The following is a 17,052-nucleotide window of genomic DNA, read 5'->3' on the forward strand; positions in this document are numbered from 1 at the left end:
GGTGGTACTCCAGGTCGGCCCCACGAGCCCTCGGCTCCCGACGACCGCGAACATACACACCGTCACTGACAATCGACCCAGAGCGAGCGTCGCGGGGCGGGACGGACCCCTGGCCACTCCCGTTCCGGACCGCGTTGTCAGTGCCGCCCGTTATGGTCGGGGACCATGCGACTGCTGCATACCTCCGACTGGCACCTGGGGCGCTCGTTCCACCGGGAGAGCCTGCACGACGCCCAGCGCGTCTTCCTGGACCACCTGGTGGCGGTGGTCCGGGCCGAACGCGTGGACGCCGTGCTGGTCGCGGGCGACGTGTACGACCGCGCGCTGCCGGGCCTGGAGGCGGTGGCGCTGTTCGACGACGTGCTGCACCGGCTGGCCGGGCTGGGCGTGCCGACGGTGTTCATCAGCGGCAACCACGACTCCGCCCGCCGGCTCGGCGTCGGCGCGGGCCTCATCGGCCGGGCCGGCGTCCACCTGCGGACCGATCCGGGCGAGTGCTCCGAGCCGGTGCTGCTGGCGGACGAGCACGGGCCGGTCGCCGTCTACGGGCTGCCGTACCTGGAGCCGACCCTGGTCCGGGAGCGGTTCGGGCTCGCCCGCGGCGGCCACGCGGCGGTGCTCGGCGCGGCGATGGAGCAGGTCCGGGCCGACCTCGCGACCCGCCCCGCCGGCACCCGCGCCGTGGTGCTGGCGCACGCCTTCGTCACCGGCGGCGAACCCAGCGACAGCGAGCGCGACATCGCGGTGGGCGGGGTCGCGGCCGTCCCCGCCTCCGTGTTCGACGGGGTGCACTACGCCGCCCTGGGCCACCTGCACGGCTGCCAGACGCTCGCCCCGCACCTGCGCTACAGCGGCTCCCCGCTCGCCTACTCCTTCTCCGAGGCCGACCACCGCAAGACGATGTGGCTGGTCGACCTCGCGGCGGACGGCTCGGTCGCCGCCGAGCGGGTCGACTGCCCGCAGCCCCGGCCGCTGACCCGGCTGCGCGGGCGGCTCGACGACCTGCTCACCGCCGAGCGGTTCGCGCCCCACGAGCAGTCCTGGGTGCAGGCCACCCTCACCGACCCGACCCGGCCCGGTGAGCCCATGGAGCGGCTGCGCCGCCGCTTCCCGCACACGCTGCAGTTGCTCTTCGAGCCGGAGGAGACGACGGCCGAGGCCTCCCCCTCCTACGCGGCCCGGGTCAGCGGGCGGACGGACCTGGAGATCGCCGAGGGCTTCCTGCGGCACGTCCGCCCCGGCGCCGAGCCGGACCCGGACGAGCTGGACTGGCTGCGCGAGGGCTTCGAGCGCGTCCGGGAGACCACCGACCGGAAGGCGGAGCTGCCCCGATGAGACTGCACCGGTTGACGGTGACCGCCTTCGGCCCGTTCGCGGGCACCGAGACGGTCGACTTCGACGCGCTGGCCGCCGGCGGTCTGTTCCTGCTGCGCGGGGCCACCGGCGCGGGCAAGAGCAGCGTGCTGGACGCGGTCTGCTACGCCCTCTACGGCGAGGTGCCGGGCACCCGCCGGGCCAACCGGCTGCGCAGCGACCACGCCGCTCCCCAGCGGCTGACCGAGGTCCGGCTGGAGCTGACGCTCGGCGGGCGGCGGCTGGAGATCACCCGGCTGCCCGAGCAGCCGCGGCCGAAGAAGGTCGGCAAGGGCATGACCGTCGAGCGCGCCCAGACGCTGCTCCGGGAGTGGTCGGCGGACGGCGGCGACAGCGCGGGAGCCGGCGACGGTGCTCCCGGCTGGCGGGCGGTCAGCAAGTCCCACCAGGAGGCCGGGGAGGAGATCCACCGGCTGATCGGGATGAGCCGGGACCAGTTCTGCCAGGTGGTGCTGCTGCCCCAGGGGGACTTCGCGCGGTTCCTGCGGGCGGACTCGGAGGAGCGCGGCAAGCTGCTGCGCCGGCTGTTCGACACCGAGCGGTTCCAGTCCGTCGAGGCCTGGCTGGCCGAGCAGCGCCGGGTGCACGAGGCCGCGGTCCAGGCCGGGCGCCGCCGGCTGCGGGACTTGGCCAGCAAGGCCGAGCAGGCGGCCGGCCCCGGCGCCGAACCCGCCGCGGACTGGCTGCCCGGCGAGGACGAGCCGGGCGCGCCGGGCAGCCGGGCTACGGGCAAGGCGCAGGCCGGACAGCCGGGCACGCCCTCGGGAGCGCCGTCCCCCCGCGCCGAGCTGACCACGGCCGTGCTCGGCTGGGCCGCCGTGCTGCGCGGCGGCGCGGCCGAGCGGCTCGCCGTCGCCGAGGCCGGGCTGACCGGCGCGGAGGAGCACCACCGGGCGGCGCAGCAGGCGCGGGAGGCCGCCGAGCAGCTGGCCGACCGGCAGCAGCGGCACCGGCAGGCGGTCGCCGAGGCGGCCCGGCTGGCCGAGGACGAGCCCGCCCGCGCGGCGGACCGGCGGCGGCTCACGGCGGCCCAGGCGGCCGTCGGCGTCGAGTCCGTGCTGCACCTGCGCGAGCGCGCCGCGACGGCGTACCGGGCGGCCCGGGCGGACGAGCACCGGTACCGCACGGCGCTGGCCGAGGCCGCCGGCCCGACGGGCGAGGGCCGGTACCACGACGGCCCGACGGGCGAGGGCGGCCGGGGGCTGGCGCAGGCCGGTGCGAAGGAGCTGGCCGAGGCCGAGCAGCGGCTGCGCGCCGAGGTGGTCCGGCTGGAGGCCGCCCAGGCGGACGAGCGGCGGTGCGCCGAGCTGGAGGGCGCGCAGGCCGCGCTGAGCGCCGACCGGCGGCGCGCCGAGGACCTCGCCGAGGAGGCGGCCGACTGGCTGGCCGACTTCGACGCCCGGTTCGCCGCCCTCCAGGAGGAGCAGTCCGCCGCCCGGGACGCCGCCACCCGGGTCGAGCGGCTGGACACCCGGCGCGCGGAACTGAGCGTCCGGCTGTCCGCCGCCCGCGGCCGGGACGAGCTGGACCGGGAGATCGACCGGGCCCGGCCGCGCACCCTCACCCTGCGCGCCGAGGCCCTGGACGCCCGGCAGTACGGCCAGGACCTCCGCGAGCGCCGGCTCGCCGGGATGGCCGCCGAGCTCGCCGCGCAGCTGCGCACCGGCGCGCCCTGCCGGGTCTGCGGCTCGGCCGAGCACCCGGCACCGGCCCGTCCGAGCGGCGAACCGGTCCGGGCGGAGGACGAGGAGCGCGCCCGGCGGGCCCAGACCGTCGCCGAGCAGGCCGCCGACACGGCGGAGCGGGAGCTGGCCGGCCTCCAGGTGCGCCGGGCGGCCGCCGCGGGCGCGGCCGGGGAGGAGCCGACGGACGCCCTGGCCGGTGCGCTCGCCGAGCTGGAGCGGGAGCACCGCGCGGCGGTCCGGGTCGCCGAGGGGCTCCAAGCGGTCGGCCAGGCGATCGAGCGGCTCACCGGAGAGCAGGCCGCCCGCCGCGCCGCGCTCGGCGACGCCCGGGAGCAGAGCGCGGCGCTGGCCGCCCAGGCGCGCGCGCTGCACGCCGAGCAGGAGGAGCTGGGCGCCAAGGTGGCGGCGGCCCGGGGCGACGCGCCGTCGGTGGCCGCGCGGGCGACGGCCCTGGAGCGGCTCGCCTCGGCCGTGGCCGCGCTGGCGGGCGCGGCCCGGGCCTGCGCCGAGGCGGCGGACCGGCTCGAACGGGCCGACGACGAACTGGCCGCCGCCGCGGTGGCGGCCGGGTTCCCGAGCGCCGAGGCCGCGACCGCCGTCCTGCTGCCCCCGGCCGAGCGCGAGCGGCTGGAGCAGCGGCTGGACCGGCACCGGGCGGAGCTGACCGCGGCCGAGCGGCGGCTGGCCGAACCGGAGCTGGCCGCGGCGGCGGCCCTCCCGCCGGCCGACCTGCCGGGCACCCGGGCCCGGCTCGGCGCCGCGACCGACCGCCTGCGGGCGGCGCACGCCCACCGCGACGCGGCGCGCGAGCGGTGCGCGGCACTGGCCGCGATCGGGCGGCAGCTGACGGAGCTGGCCCGCTCGCTCGCCCCGGAGCTGGCTCGCTACGGCCGGATCAGCCGGCTGGCCGCGCTCGCGGCTGGCACCTCCACCGACAACCGGCTGCGGATGCGCCTGGAGTCGTACGTCCTGGCAGCGCGGCTGGAGCAGGTCGCGGCGGCGGCGAGCGACCGCCTGGTCCGGATGTCCGGCGGCCGCTACACCCTCGTCCACAGCGACGACCGGGGCACCGGCAACAAGCGCTCGGGCCTGGCGCTGCGGGTGGTGGACGCCTGGACGGGCACCGAGCGCGACACCGCGACGCTCTCCGGCGGGGAGAGCTTCTTCGCCTCGCTCGCCCTGGCGCTCGGCCTCGCCGACGTGGTCACCGACGAGGCCGGGGGCATGCCGCTGGACACCCTGTTTATCGACGAGGGCTTCGGCAGCCTGGACGAGCACACCCTGGAGGAGGTGATGGACGTCCTCGACGGCCTGCGCGAGCGGGACCGCGCGGTCGGCATCGTCAGCCACGTCGCCGATCTGCGGAGCCGGATCCCGGCCCAGCTGCTGGTCCGCAAGGGCCGGCACGGCTCCACGCTGGCCTTGGCGGGGCGGGAGGACGCCTGAGGAACCGTGACGGGGGTACGCCCGGAGGAGGAAGAGTCAGCCGGAGCAGGCGATCCGCTGTGCCTGCTGCCAGGTGCAGACGGGGCAGAGCGTGCTGCCGGGGTGGTCGGCGGGCAGCTCGGTCGGTTCGCCGCACAGCACGCAGTCCGCGCGCGGGCCGGTCAGGGCCGGGTCGGGCAGCAGACCGGCCGGCGCGTCGTCCGGGGCGAGGTCGCAGACCTGGACGTCCCTGTCGTTCGTGGCCGTTTCGCTCATGCCGTCCTCTCTACTCCGCGACCGGGCTCAGTGCAAGGCGGTCCCGGAACCGGCCGCTCCGACGACGGTCGGTACGGTGGGCCGCATGCTCGACTCCCCCGCCGCCGAACCCGTCCCGCCGGCTCCGATAGGCACGTCCGTTCCGGCGGGCCCGTCGGCACCGTCCGGTCCGCCGGCTCCGTCCGGCCCGTCCGCCCTCCACCGGCGGCTGCTGGCCGCGCGGGCCGCCGCGCCCAGCTACCCCGAGGTGGGCGCCACCCGGGACGCCCGGCTGCCGGACGGCTACGCGCACCTGCGCCGACGGGTCCACCTCGGGCACGGCCCGGAGGTGCTGGAGCGCGCCGGGCGGTACGTGCTGGGCTGGGGCAGCCAGCTGGGCACCGGCTTCGCCGTGTACCCGCACGCGCCCGCCGAACCGGGGGCGACCGTCCTGCTGCGCCTCGGCCTGCCCGGCACCCGGTGGCCCCGGCTGGTGATCCCGTGCCGCGTGGTGTGGACGGTGGACGAGCCCGACCGGATCGGTTTCGCCTACGGCACCCTGCCGGGGCACCCGGAGTGCGGTGAGGAGGCCTTCCTGGTCTCGATGGACGCGGCGGGCGAGGTGTGGTTCGAGGTGAGCGCCTTCTCCCGGCTCGCCGCCTGGTACGCGCGGCTCGGCCGCCCGGTCGCGCTGCTCTGCCAGTACCTGGCGATCGAGCGCTACCTCACCGCCGTGGCCCGTGCCGCCGTGGCCGGTGCCACTGCGGCCGGTGCCGTCGGGGACCGCCCGGTCTGAGGCGCCCGCCGCGACGGCGACGGCCCGGACGGCACCCGTCGCGGGCACCCGTCACCAGGCGCCCGCCGCGACGGCGACGGCCGGCCGTCAGCCGAGGAAGGACAGTCGGAGCGTCCGCCGTGGGTTGTCGCCGTTGGTGTCGACCAGGACCACCGACTGCCAGACGCCCAGGGCGAGCCGGCCGCCGATCACCGGCAGGGTGGCGTGCGGGGCGACCAGGGCGGGGACGACGTGGTCGCGCCCGTGCCCGGGGCTGCCGTGCCGGTGCCGCCAGCGGTCGTCGGCCGGCAGCAGTTCGCGCAGGGTGGCGAGGAAGTCCTCGTCGCTGCCGGAACCGGTCTCCAGGACGGCGATCCCGGCCGTCGCGTGCGGCACGAAGACGTTGAGCAGGCCGTCCCGTCCGACGGCGTGCTCGTCGAGGAACCGGGCGCAGCGGTCGGTGATGTCGAGTGCGACCTCGCGGTTGCCGGTGGTGATCTCGAAGGTCGCGGTCCGGAAGGACGTGGACGACGTGGACAGGGGCGTGGAAGTGGAGTGGGTGTGGTCCGCCATGGCGCCATCCTGTCCCAGGTCCGGGGGTGGACCGGCCAGCCTCGCCGACTCCCGGTGCCGGGGTGGCAGGTCGACGTAGGCTGAGAGGTTCAGACCAGTGACGGGTCGCGGCCGCGCGGCGGAAGGCGGCCCGGGGAGCATCCGGGGGCGTCCCGGTTCCGGGCATGCCGAAGACCCGACGGTCTTGGTGATCCGTCGGGCCGGTGGTGGGTGCGGGGAGGCGTGGTGCCCCCGGAGGCCGGATCGGCCTCTCAGCCGCGCCCGCCGAAGAGACCCCGCCGCAGCCGGCGCAGTGGCGCCAGCAGCCTGACCCCCGTGTGGCGGCGCGTGGGCGCGGTCGGGGCGCCGACGCCGCGCGGCGTCAGTTCCCTTATCAACCCGAGCGCCTCGGCGGTGTCCACCGCCGGGAGTGCGGGTGCGCCGAGCACAGCCAGGTGACGGTCGATCCGACGGCCGGTCGCGCCGACGCCGCACTGGATCGCCGGCACGCGGGGCCGAGTCCGCACTTGCATGTGTTCCATCAGTTTTCCCACCCCTACGAGGCGCCAGGGCCGTGAGGCGAAGACTATCCGTGACAGACGGCCTTCGCGCAACCGTCCTGGTGTTCTGCCACCGTACCGTGCGACGTCAACTGACGCCGCACCAGGGGCCACCCGGCCGATCACGACTAGGCATCAATGATGGTGCACGACCAGCCGCGCGTCAGCAGGGCCTTCGGGGCATTGGCCCGGCGCCCGTTCCGCAGCCGCGCGCCCGGCGCGCGGAGTCACCGGAATCTCACTCCCCGTGCCCGCCGGGTGGTGCGACTATCTGTTTAAGAAGTGAACACGGACGAGGGATTGACTTGGGCGATAGCTCTAAGCAATATCTCTACTGACCGCGCGAGCGCGATCAGCATCGCCCGTCGTGTTCGACTGATGAAGATCATGAAGCTCCGGCTCCCCCGAGCCAACTGCCAGGCCGCCTCGACGCTGCGGCGGCCCGGCTCGGGCGGTTGCCCGGACCGGCGGCCGGCCGTAGAGGGTCGGCCGGGCCGCCACCCGGCTGCCGGTGCCACCCCTCGCGGGGTCCGGCACCGGCGGTTCCGGAGCAGCCGCGGCCCGGCCCCACCGCCGCCGTCACCACCGCACCCTCCACGACCGCACCCGTCCGCCGGTCGCCCCCGCCCAGCTCGGTAGACTCGGCCAGCGTGCCAGTCCTCCTCAGCATCGTGCTCCCGGTCCACGGGGTGGAGCGCTTCCTGCCGCGCTGCCTCGACTCCCTCCTGGCGGAGACCCCCTCCTCCGAGTCCCGCTTCGAGGTGATCGCGGTCGACGACCGCTCCCCCGACCGTTGCGGCGCGATCCTGGACGAGTACGCGGCCCGCGACCCCCGCCTGCGCGTCCTCCACCTCGCCGAGAACCAGGGCCTCGGCGGCGCCCGCACCGCCGCCCTGCCCGAGCTGCGCGGCAGCTACGTCTGGTTCGTCGACAGCGACGACTGGGTGCCCGAGGGCACCGTCACCGCCCTCCTCGACGAACTCGCCGACGAGACCGGGCGCGCGGACCGCGGCGAGACCCCCGCCGACGTGCTGCTGACCGACTTCACCCACGTCTACCCCGACGGCGGGACCGAGCCCAACCCCTGGCGGCACGTCCTGACCGGCTCCCCACTGGTGGCCGGCTGCACCCTGGCCGAGCACCCGGCGCTGTTCAAGACCGTGATGTCGGTGTGGAACAAGGTGTTCCGCCGCGAGTTCCTGCTCGGGCTCGGCGTCTCCTTCGGCCGCGGCTACTACGAGGACATCTCCGTCACCTATCCCGCGCTGCTCGCCGCCGAGCGGCTGCGCTACCTCGACCGCCCCTGCTACTTCTACCGGCGCGGCCGGGCCGGGGCGATCACCAGCACCGCCTCCGCGAAGCACGCCGACGCCTTCGCCCAGTACGACGCGATCTTCGCCTTCCTGGACCGGACGGACCGGACGGGCCGGACCGACCAGGCCGACCGGACCGACCAGGCCGACCGCAGCGCCCGGCCCGTGCCCGAGGCGCTGCGCACCCTGGTCTTCGAGCGGACCGTCCAGCAGGCGCTCACCGTCTACGACACCCCCGGGCTGGTCCCGGTCGGGCTGCGGCCGGAGTTCTTCCGCCGGATCGCCGAGCACTTCACCCGCCACCGCCCGGCCGGCTACCGCTTCCCCGGGGGCGTGCGCGGAGTGCAGTACCGGCTCGCGGCCCGGGGCGCCCGGCGCGCGTACGCGGAACTGCGCCGCACCGGGCGGCTGCCCCGTGAACTCAAGCGCGGGGCGCGGGCCGTGGCACCGGCCCTGAAGAAGGGGGTCCGCAGCGGCGCCCGGTTCACCGCGTACAACGCCTTCCGCCGGATGCCGCTGGACCGGAACCTGGCGGTCTACGCCGCGTACTGGCACCGCGGTTACGCGTGCAGCCCGGCCGCGATCTACGAGAAGGCGAAGGAGCTGGCACCCGGGATCCGCGGGGTCTGGGTGGTGGAGAACCGCACCCAGGCGGCGACGTTGCCGGCCGGGGTGCCGTACGTCATCGTCAACACCCCCGCGTACCTGAAGACCATGGCAACGGCCACCTACTTCGTGAACAACGTCAACTTCCCGCGCACGATGGCGAAGCGGCCGGGCACGGTGCACGTCCAGACCCAGCACGGCACGCCGCTGAAGGCCATGGGCATGGACCTGCGGGACCACCCGGTGGCCGCCGACGGGATGGACTTCGACCGGCTCCAGGAGGCCGTCGACCGCTGGGACTTCCTGGTCTCCTCCAACCCGCACACCAGCGAGCACTTCGCCCGGGCCTTCCCCGGCCGGTACGAGATGCTGGACACCGGCTACCCGCGCAACGACCGGCTGGCGAACACCACGCCGGCCGAGGTGGCGGCGATGCGCGAGCGGCTCGGGCTGGCGCCCGGGCGCACCGCCGTGCTGTACGCGCCCACCCACCGGGAGGCCCGCGGCGGGTACGTGCCGCTGCTGGACGTGCGGGAGCTGGCGCGGCGGCTGGGCCCCGGGTTCACGCTGCTGGTCCGCACCCACTACTTCCACACCGGCGGCCCGGGCGACCTGGCGGCGGAGGAGGGCGCGGCGGAGATCCTGGACGTGTCGGCGCACCCGACCGTGGAGGACCTCTACCTGGCGGCGGACGTGCTGGTCACGGACTACTCGTCGATGATGTTCGACTACGCCGTGCTGGACCGGCCGATCGTGGTCTTCGCGCCGGACTGGGAGGAGTACAAGCGGGACCGGGGCGTCTACTTCGACCTGTTCGAGCAGCCGCCGGGCGCGCTGACGACGGAGCCGGAGGGGCTGGCGAAGGCGCTGCTGGCCGGGGACCCGGAGCCGGCGGCGCGGGCGGCGTTCCGGGAGCGGTTCTGTCCGTGGGACGACGGCGGGGCGGCGGAGCGGGTGGTCCGCCGGGTGTTCCCGACCACCGGCTGAGCGACCGGCGGCCGGCTGAGCGACCCGCGCGGCCCCGGGGGCGTACGACGCGACAGCGCCGCCCAGGGCGGCGGGGAGACCGGGAGGCCGTGGAAACGCGACGGCGGGGCCCCGGAGGATCCGGAGCCCCGCCCAGGGCGGCCTCAGCCCTGGCGCGCGGCCAGGAACTCGTCGAAGGTCAGCTCGCCGTCGTGGTTGGTGTCCATCTTCTTGATGATGGCCTCGGCCACGGCGATCGAGGTGGTCAGGTCGCCGAGCTCGCGCGCGACCTTGGCGTACTCGAGGGCGGTGATCCGGCCGTTGCCGTTCACGTCGTACTTGTCGAACGCGGCGCGGATGGCGTCGTGGTCGGCCATGGGTCCCTCCTGAGGACTGATGAGCTGGTGATGTGTGTTTCCGACGGCGGTACCCTACCCGCCCGTGGCGAGCGCCACGGCGGCCGGGAGTGGACGGGCTCCGGGGTCGGTGTCGTAGTCTGCGGGTCTGATCCCGGCCCGGCCGGGGAACCGAACGCCGCTCGTCGTACCCCAGGCCCGGGCACCTCTCGGGCGTGCTCGTCCAGGGAGGGACCATGCTCGATCTCGCCACCAGGCTGGTGCTGAAACCGCTCGCCCGGGGGATCTGGCGGCCCACCATCGAGGGTCTGGACAACGTGCCGCGCAAGGGCGGCGTGATCCTGGCCAGCAATCACCTCTCGTTCATCGACAGCGTGGTGATCCCGCTCACCGCGCCGCGCCGGGTGCACTTCCTGGCCAAGGCCGAGTACTTCACCGGCACCGGGGCCAAGGGCGCGCTGTCCAAGGGCTTCTTCGAGGCGATCGGCGCGGTGCCGGTCGAGCGCGGCACCTACCGGTCCGCGCAGGCCTCGCTGGAGTCGGCGCTGGAGATCCTGGAGGACGGCAAGGCGTTCGGCATCTACCCGGAGGGCACCCGCTCGCTGGACGGCCGCCTCTACCGCGGCAAGACCGGCGTGGCCTGGCTGGCGCTGACCGCCGGTGTCCCGGTGGTGCCGGTGGCGCTGGAGGGGCCGGAGCAGATCCTGCCGATCGGCAAGCGGGTGCCGCGGGTGAAGAAGGTGACGGTCCGTTTCGGCGAGCCGCTGCACTTCGACGAGCTGCACGGCCAGGCCCGTTCGCTCAAGGCCCGCCGCCAGGTCACCGACGAGGTGATGGCGGCGATCCAGCGGCTCTCCGGCCAGGAGGTCGTGGAGACGTACAACGAGATCCCCAAGGCGGCCTGAGCCGCCGCGCTCGGCTGCCACTGACACTGTCGCCGCCGCCCCCGTCCGCCGCCGGCCACTGACGGCCGGCGGCTGCGGTCACCCGGTGAGCTCGGCCGCCGCCGGCAGCGGGGACTCGCGGCGCAGCAGGGCGGCGTAGCGGCCGTCCGCCGCCAGCAGTTCCTCGTGGGTGCCCAACTCGGCGACCTCGCCCCGGTCCAGGACGACGATCTGGTCGGCGGCCCGCACGGTGGAGAGCCGGTGCGCGATGGTGATGGTGGTGCGACCGGCCGCGAGGGTGTCGATGGCCTCCTGGACGGCGCGTTCGGTGCTGTTGTCGAGCGCGCTGGTGGCCTCGTCCAGGATCAGCACCGGCGGGTTGCGCAGGATGGTGCGGGCCAGCGCGAGGCGCTGCTTCTCCCCGCCCGAGAAGCGGTAGCCGCGCTCGCCGACCAGGGTGTCGTAGCCGTCCGGCAGGGCGGCGACCGTGTCGTGGATCCGCGCGGCCCGGGCGGCGGCGACGAGCTCGGCGTCGGTGGCGTCCGGGCGGGCGAAGCGCAGGTTGTCGGCGACCGAGGCGTGGAAGAGGTAGGTCTCCTGGGAGACCACGCCCACCGCGCGCGAGAGCGTGTCGAAGGACAGCTCGCGGACGTCGACCCCGTCGATGCTGACCCGGCCGCCGGTGACGTCGTAGAGCCGGGGGACGAGGTAGCTGAGCGTGGTCTTGCCGGAGCCGGTCTCGCCGACCACCGCGAGCGAGCCGCCGGCCGGGACGCGCAGGTCGACGCCGGCCAGGGTGGGCCGTTCCTGCTCCGGGTCGTAGCGGAAGTCGACGCCCTCGAAGCGGACCTCGCCGCGGATCGTCTCCAGGGTGACGGGGTGCTCGGGCTCGTCGATCTCCACCGGCAGGTCGAGGTACTCGAAGATCCGCTGGAACAGCGCGAGCGAGGTCTGCACCTGGACGCCGGTGGAGAGCAGGCTGACGGTCGGGCGGAAGAGGCCCTGCTGGAGCGAGACGAAGGCGACCAGGGTGCCGACCGAGACGATCGGCGCGCCGCCGGCCGCGGTCATGCCGGCCGCCCAGTAGATCACCGCGGGCATGGCGGCCATCACGATCTGGATGGTATTCATCCGCCACCGGCCGGCCATCGAGGCGCGCACCTCCAGGTCGGCCAGCCGGTCGGACTGGTCGGCGAACTCCCTGGTGAGCGAATCGGATCGGCCCATGGTGCGGCCGAGCAGGATGCCGCTGACCGAGAGCGACTCCTGGACCGCCGAGCTCATCGCGGCGAGCTGCTTCTGCCGCTCCCCGGTGATCTTCTTGCGTTCGTTGCCGACCCGGCGGCTGATCCAGACGAACAGCGGCAGGAGCAGCAGGGAGATCACGGTGAGCCGCCAGTCCAGCGCCACCATGGCGACCACCGAGGCGACCACGGCGGTGAGGTTGGAGACCAGGGAGGTGGCGGTGGAGGTCACCGTGGACTGCATGCCGCCGATGTCGTTGGCGATCCGGGACTGCACCTCGCCGGTGCGGGTGCGGGTGAAGAAGGCCAGCGACATCCGCTGGAGGTGGCGGTAGACGCCGGTGCGCAGGTCGTGCATGACGCGCTGGCCGACGGTGGTGGAGATCAGCGTCTGCAGCACGTTGAAGATGCTGTTGACGACGGCGGCCGCGACCATGCCGAGCACCAGGGCGGTCAGCAGCCCGGTGCGGCCCTGCGGGATGGCGGTGTCCAGCACAGCGCGGAGCAGGAACGGTGTGGCGACCGAGACCACGGCGGAGGCGGCGACCAGCAGGCCGACGACGGCGAGGCGGCCGGAGTAGGGGCGGAACAGCGCGAGGATCCGGCGCCACTCGGTCGGCGGGCGCGGGTCGCCCTCGGCGCGGGCGGGCGGGGTCCACTGGATGCCTTCGGGGCGCACGGCGGGCAGCCTCCCTCGGACGGCCGCGCCGGCGCGGCGCTCGGTGGCGCGCGCCGACGGCGGGTGGGCGGTCGGGCGGCCGCCAGCATAACGAGAGAGGCTCATAGTTAGCAAAGCTAATAGTGAGGGGCCCTCCGCTGTCTGCCGCCCGAGCGCCCAGGCCGCCCGGCCCCGGTCAGTCGGTGCGGTACGTGCGCGCCGCCTTGGAGGAGAGTCCGCCGAGCCGCCCGGAGGGCAGCACCCGCGCGATCGCCACCGCCGCCTTGTACCGCCGGCTCGGCACCGAGACCGAACGCCCCCGGGCCAGGTCGCGCATGGCCTCGTCGACCACCCGCTCGGCGGAGAGCCAGCCCCAGGCCGGGATGTTGCCGGTGCCCATGCCGGCCCGCTCGTGGAACTCGGTGCGGGTGAACCCCGGGCAGAGCGCCATCAGCCGCACGCCGGTGCCGCCGAGGTCCCGCATCACGCCCTGGGTGAAGCTCACCACCCAGGCCTTGCTCGCCCCGTAGGTGCCGCGCGGCAGGAACGCCGCCACCGAGGCGACGTTGACGACCGCGCCGCGGCCGCGCTCGCGCATCCCGGGCAGGGCGGCCGTGGTCAGCCGCAGCACCGCCTCGATGTGCACCTTCAGCATGTCCAGCTCGTCCTGCAGCGGCACGGTCGCGAACGCGCCCTTGTTGCCGAAGCCGGCGTTGTTCACCAGCAGGTCCACCGGGCGGTCGGCGTCGGAGAGCCGGGCCTCGACGGCCGCGATGCCCTCCTCGGTGGCGAGGTCGGCGGTGAGCACCTCCGTCTCGACGTCGAACCTCCCCCGCAGATCGGCGGCGGAACGCTCCAGCCGCTCGGTGTCCCGGGCCACCAGGACGAGTCGGTAGCCGCTCCGGGCGAGCCGGCGCGCGAACGCGGCTCCGATGCCGGCGGTCGCGCCGGTGATCAAGGCAGTGGTCATGCAGCCGACCGTACCTACTCGCGGGTACCGGCGGTACCGCTACGCGGCAAGGCGGTGTCTCTTCGTGACGACGGTCACGGAGCGTACTGCGGTGGCGCCGGGCCGTTCGTGTCCGTATCGTCGAACGAGGGGGGCATCGCCGACCAGGCGACGACGAACCTATGAGGAGGCACATCGATGCTTGCTCAGCACCTCACCGGAAGGGCCCCGGCTCCGCTCGCGACCCGGGCCGAACTCGATGCCCTCGGCACGCTGATGGTGGAGGACGAGGCCGTCCTGAGCGACGCGCCCACGTACCGCCCCGAAGCCGCCGCGATCCTGCTGATCGGCCTGGCGCTACTGCTGTCGCCGAAGCAGCCGAAGGAGAAGAGGTAACCGGTACGAGGTAACCGGTACCGAGAGGTAACCGATACCGACCGGTAGCACGACCCCCCGGGACCGGGCGGCGCGCCCGCCGAGCCGCGGACGCGCCGCCTCCCCGAACCACCGTGAACCCCCGTCAAGGAGAATCACACAACCATGCCAACCGCCGATCTCTCGCTCCGCGACGAGTACGCCGCAGCGGTCGAGCGGCTGGCGGGTCGTACCCTCGACGCCCTCCGGGGTGTCGAGGGTACGGTCGCGCTCGCCGATCCCGGCACCGGCACCGTGCCGCGCCCGGTCCTCGCCGCCGCCCGGGTGCTCGGGCCGGACCTGCTCGCCCCGCGGCTGCTGGGCACCGCCGGTCCCGACGAGCAGGCCGTGCTGCTGCTGGCCGAGGCGCAGCACGCGTTTCCGCCCGCCGCGCTCCAGGCGCCGCCCGGGCCCTCCGACGGCGGGGCCTCCCCCGTCGACGACGCGGCCACCGAGGACGAGGCCGCGCTCGTCGCCGCCTGGCGGGACTGGGCGGTCGGCGTCCTGCTCGCCCGGCTGGCCGAGCCGGGCGCCGCAACCCTCGGCCCTGACGGGGCCGACCGCACCGCGCCCCGGCCCGGCCACGCCCCGCAACCGCGACCGTACGCCTGGCAGGCCTGGTCCGTGCGGATGGCCCAGCTGTCCGTGCTCGCCCTCCCCGGCCTCGACGGCCCCGTCCACGACGCCGCCCGCGCGCACACCCTCGACCTGGCCCGGGGCACCGTCCGCTCGATGCTGCGGCGCGACCACCGGACCGCCGCCCGCCTCGCCCGCTGGCTCGCCTGGACCAGTGCAGACGGCCGGCCGGTACCGCTGGAGGTGGCCCCCGTCCTGAGCCGGATCCGGATCGTCGGGGACGGCAGCGCCCGCACCGCACTCGAACTCGCCATCGCGGACGCCATGCTGAGCGCGGCGGGAACAGGAGCGGCACGATGACCGACCACCGGATCCTGGCCACCGCCCAGCAACTCGGCTCACGCGCCATGGCCTGGCTGCACGCCTCGCACCAGCAGGGCTTCGGCACCCTCTCCGACAACATCACCATCGACCTCGCCGACCCCAACAGCGCCTACAAGCCGCTCGGCGAATGCGCGCTGGCCGCCTCGCTCGTCCTGCGCGACGGCGTCACCGGCCCGCACGACGCCCGGCTCGCCCAGGAGATGCTGGACTTCGGCTGGACCCAGCTGCGGGAGGGGAACCTGCTGTACGAACGGCAGCTGCGCCACCTCCTGATGACCGACCCGCTGGAGACCTACATCCACTTCGCCCGGTCCGGCTACCGGCACCCTCGGCTCGACGAACTGCTGGAGTCGCTCGCCGAGTTGCGCGCCGTCCAGGCCGCCGAGGTGCTGCCCAACCGCCGGCTCGCCATCGCCAACGCCCGCCGGGTGGTGGGCCTGCGCAACCAGCCCGACGACTGGGCCGCGCTCACCGCCGGGACCTGGCTCGGCGCCACGCCCGAGCCCTGGGCGGTCGACTGGATGACCGGCTACGACATCACCCACACCGCCTTCCACCTCACCGACTGGGGCGCCCGACCGGAGAACCTGCCCGAACGGCTCCGCGACTACCTGCTCGCCTGGCTGCCGGTCTGGGTCGACATCTGGCTGGAGGTCGGCCAGTGGGACCTCGTCGGCGAACTGCTGGTGGTCGACTCCTGCATCGGCGAACCGACCACCGGCGCGCAGGGCTGGGAGGCGCTCGCCGCCGTCCAGCGCGAGGACGGGCTGATCCCGCGCGACAACTCCGAACCCGTCGACGACGACCCCGAACAGGCCTTCCGCGACCACGAGCACACCGCCGTCGTCGCGGTGGTGGCCGGCACCGTCACGCTCTCGCGCGCGCTCGGCGGCGCGGCCGTCGCGGCCTGACCGCGTGCTCACCGACCCCGAGCGCGTGCTCGCCGGGCCGGGGCGGGGCGAGCCGGGCGGTCCCGGCGCCGCGCAGCTGGCCGGACTCGTCCGGGCCGCCGCGCCGCACGCCACCGCCGTCGTCCTCGCGGTGGCGCGCGGCGACCGGAGCGCCGTCCACTGCCACGGCCGGACCGCCCGTGACGGCGAGCCCTGCACGCCCGACACCGTCTTCGAACTCGGCTCCGTCAGCAAGACGTTCACCGCCCTGCTGCTGGCCGACCTGGTCGCGCGCGGTGAACTCGCCCTGACCGACCCGGTCGAGCGGCACCTCCCGGCCGGCTGGCGGGGCGCCACCGTCCGGCGCGGCGGACCGATCCGGCTGCTGCACCTGGCCACCCACACCTCCGGGCTGCCGCAGCTGCCGCCGGGCCTGCTGCGCAGCGCCGTCCCGGCCTGGCGGAGCAACCCGTACGCGGACTACGACGAGGGGCGGCTGCGCGCCGGGCTCGCCCGGACCACCGTGCGGCACCCGCCCGGTGAACGGTTCGGGTACTCCAACTACGGGGTCGGGCTGCTCGGGCGGCTGCTCGCCGAGAGCGACGGCGCCGGGTACGGGGAACTGCTCGCCGACCGGGTCTGCCGGCCGCTCGGACTGCGGGCCACCACCTGCTCCCCCGACGCCGGGCACCGGGCCACCGGGCACCGGCGCGGGCACCCGGTGCCGCCCTGGCTCATCCCCGGCCTGCCGGGCGCCGGGGCGGTCCGCGCGAGCGGCGCCGACCTGTTGCGCTACCTGCGCGCGCATCTCGAACCGGACGGGGGCGGGAGCGGCGGGGGCGGGGGCGGCGGGGGCGGGAGCCGGGGCGCGTTGGCGGACGCGTTGCGGGACGTGCAGCGCCCGCGGCTGCGGCTGCCGCGTTCGACCGACCGGCTCTGCCTGATCTGGAACCACCGCCGCACCGCCGACGGCCGCGATCTGCTCTTCCACACCGGGGCCACCCGGGGCTTCACCACGGTCGTCGGCTTCTGCCCGCAGACCGCCACCGCGGTCGCCGCCCTGAGCAACGCGGGCCCGACCATGGCGGGGAGCTTCGTCCAGGCGGCGTACGACACCTTCAAGCGGCTCGCGGGGGCGGGCGACGGCTGACAATTGACAACTGACAGATGACAGCTGACGGATTTC

The 17,052-nt window shown here is 75.3% G+C and carries 15 protein-coding genes; 9 read left to right on the plus strand and 6 right to left on the minus strand.

Features of this window, described 5'->3' with window-relative positions; genetic code table 11:
* Nucleotides 1–165 precede the first annotated feature (165 nt).
* On the plus strand, nucleotides 166–1,335 hold the full coding sequence (locus AB0N76_RS18110) for an exonuclease SbcCD subunit D (RefSeq protein ID WP_363558214.1): 1,170 nt from the start codon (nucleotides 166–168) through the stop codon (nucleotides 1,333–1,335).
* Nucleotides 1,332–4,505: an SMC family ATPase gene (locus AB0N76_RS18115; RefSeq protein WP_363558216.1), complete on the plus strand. Its 3,174-nt coding sequence runs from the start codon at nucleotides 1,332–1,334 to the stop codon at nucleotides 4,503–4,505. The genes AB0N76_RS18110 and AB0N76_RS18115 overlap by 4 nt, the downstream gene beginning before the upstream one ends.
* 36 nt (nucleotides 4,506–4,541) lie before the next feature.
* Here the strand turns inward: AB0N76_RS18115 and AB0N76_RS18120 are convergent, their stop codons facing one another.
* The gene (locus AB0N76_RS18120) at nucleotides 4,542–4,760 is read right to left on the minus strand and encodes a hypothetical protein (RefSeq protein WP_363558218.1); all 219 of its coding nucleotides are present in this window, start codon (nucleotides 4,758–4,760) and stop codon (nucleotides 4,542–4,544) included.
* A gap of 85 nt (nucleotides 4,761–4,845) precedes the next feature.
* Between AB0N76_RS18120 and AB0N76_RS18125 the strand changes: the two genes are divergently transcribed.
* Entirely contained in the window at nucleotides 4,846–5,535 is a 690-nt protein-coding gene (locus tag AB0N76_RS18125) for a DUF1990 domain-containing protein (RefSeq protein ID WP_363558220.1), read from the plus strand.
* 87 nt (nucleotides 5,536–5,622) lie between these two features.
* Here the strand turns inward: AB0N76_RS18125 and AB0N76_RS18130 are convergent, their stop codons facing one another.
* On the minus strand, nucleotides 5,623–6,087 hold the full coding sequence (locus AB0N76_RS18130; RefSeq protein ID WP_363558222.1) for a secondary thiamine-phosphate synthase enzyme YjbQ: 465 nt from the start codon (nucleotides 6,085–6,087) through the stop codon (nucleotides 5,623–5,625).
* A 251-nt stretch (nucleotides 6,088–6,338) separates the two neighbouring features.
* Nucleotides 6,339–6,608: a hypothetical protein gene (locus AB0N76_RS18135; RefSeq protein ID WP_363558224.1), complete on the minus strand. Its 270-nt coding sequence runs from the start codon at nucleotides 6,606–6,608 to the stop codon at nucleotides 6,339–6,341.
* Nucleotides 6,609–7,276: 668 nt separating this feature from the next.
* Between AB0N76_RS18135 and AB0N76_RS18140 the strand changes: the two genes are divergently transcribed.
* A complete protein-coding gene (locus tag AB0N76_RS18140; protein ID WP_363558226.1) occupies nucleotides 7,277–9,532 on the plus strand; it encodes a CDP-glycerol glycerophosphotransferase family protein in 2,256 nt (751 codons plus the stop codon).
* 143 nt (nucleotides 9,533–9,675) lie between these two features.
* Here AB0N76_RS18140 and AB0N76_RS18145 read toward each other — a convergent pair whose 3' ends face one another.
* Complete coding sequence (locus AB0N76_RS18145; RefSeq protein ID WP_363558228.1) at nucleotides 9,676–9,888, minus strand: EF-hand domain-containing protein; 213 nt, start codon at nucleotides 9,886–9,888, stop codon at nucleotides 9,676–9,678.
* 215 nt (nucleotides 9,889–10,103) lie between these two features.
* Between AB0N76_RS18145 and AB0N76_RS18150 the strand changes: the two genes are divergently transcribed.
* A complete protein-coding gene (locus AB0N76_RS18150) occupies nucleotides 10,104–10,772 on the plus strand; it encodes a lysophospholipid acyltransferase family protein (RefSeq protein WP_363558230.1) in 669 nt (222 codons plus the stop codon).
* Nucleotides 10,773–10,850: 78 nt separating this feature from the next.
* Here the strand turns inward: AB0N76_RS18150 and AB0N76_RS18155 are convergent, their stop codons facing one another.
* Together AB0N76_RS18155 and AB0N76_RS18160 are read right to left on the minus strand one after the other, a co-directional pair.
* Entirely contained in the window at nucleotides 10,851–12,674 is a 1,824-nt protein-coding gene (locus AB0N76_RS18155; RefSeq protein WP_363558290.1) for an ABC transporter ATP-binding protein, read from the minus strand.
* Nucleotides 12,675–12,849: 175 nt separating this feature from the next.
* Complete coding sequence (locus tag AB0N76_RS18160; protein WP_363558232.1) at nucleotides 12,850–13,623, minus strand: SDR family oxidoreductase; 774 nt, start codon at nucleotides 13,621–13,623, stop codon at nucleotides 12,850–12,852.
* A 177-nt stretch (nucleotides 13,624–13,800) separates the two neighbouring features.
* Here AB0N76_RS18160 and AB0N76_RS18165 point away from each other — a divergent pair, with 177 nt between their 5' ends.
* From AB0N76_RS18165 to AB0N76_RS18180, 4 genes are all read left to right on the plus strand, one after another.
* Complete coding sequence (locus tag AB0N76_RS18165; protein WP_363558234.1) at nucleotides 13,801–13,998, plus strand: hypothetical protein; 198 nt, start codon at nucleotides 13,801–13,803, stop codon at nucleotides 13,996–13,998.
* Between the two features lie 144 nt (nucleotides 13,999–14,142).
* Nucleotides 14,143–14,952, plus strand: a complete 810-nt coding sequence (locus tag AB0N76_RS18170; RefSeq protein WP_363558236.1) for a hypothetical protein — start codon at nucleotides 14,143–14,145, stop codon at nucleotides 14,950–14,952.
* Nucleotides 14,949–15,887 carry a hypothetical protein gene (locus tag AB0N76_RS18175; protein WP_363558238.1) on the plus strand — a complete coding sequence of 313 codons (939 nt, stop codon included), beginning with the start codon at nucleotides 14,949–14,951 and terminating at the stop codon, nucleotides 15,885–15,887. The genes AB0N76_RS18170 and AB0N76_RS18175 overlap by 4 nt, the downstream gene beginning before the upstream one ends.
* Before the next feature lie 4 nt (nucleotides 15,888–15,891).
* On the plus strand, nucleotides 15,892–17,016 hold the full coding sequence (locus tag AB0N76_RS18180) for a serine hydrolase domain-containing protein (protein ID WP_363558240.1): 1,125 nt from the start codon (nucleotides 15,892–15,894) through the stop codon (nucleotides 17,014–17,016).
* Nucleotides 17,017–17,052: the final 36 nt, after the last annotated feature.

Source organism: Kitasatospora sp. NPDC093806, from assembly GCF_040683335.1.
Lineage (GTDB): Bacteria > Actinomycetota > Actinomycetes > Streptomycetales > Streptomycetaceae > Kitasatospora.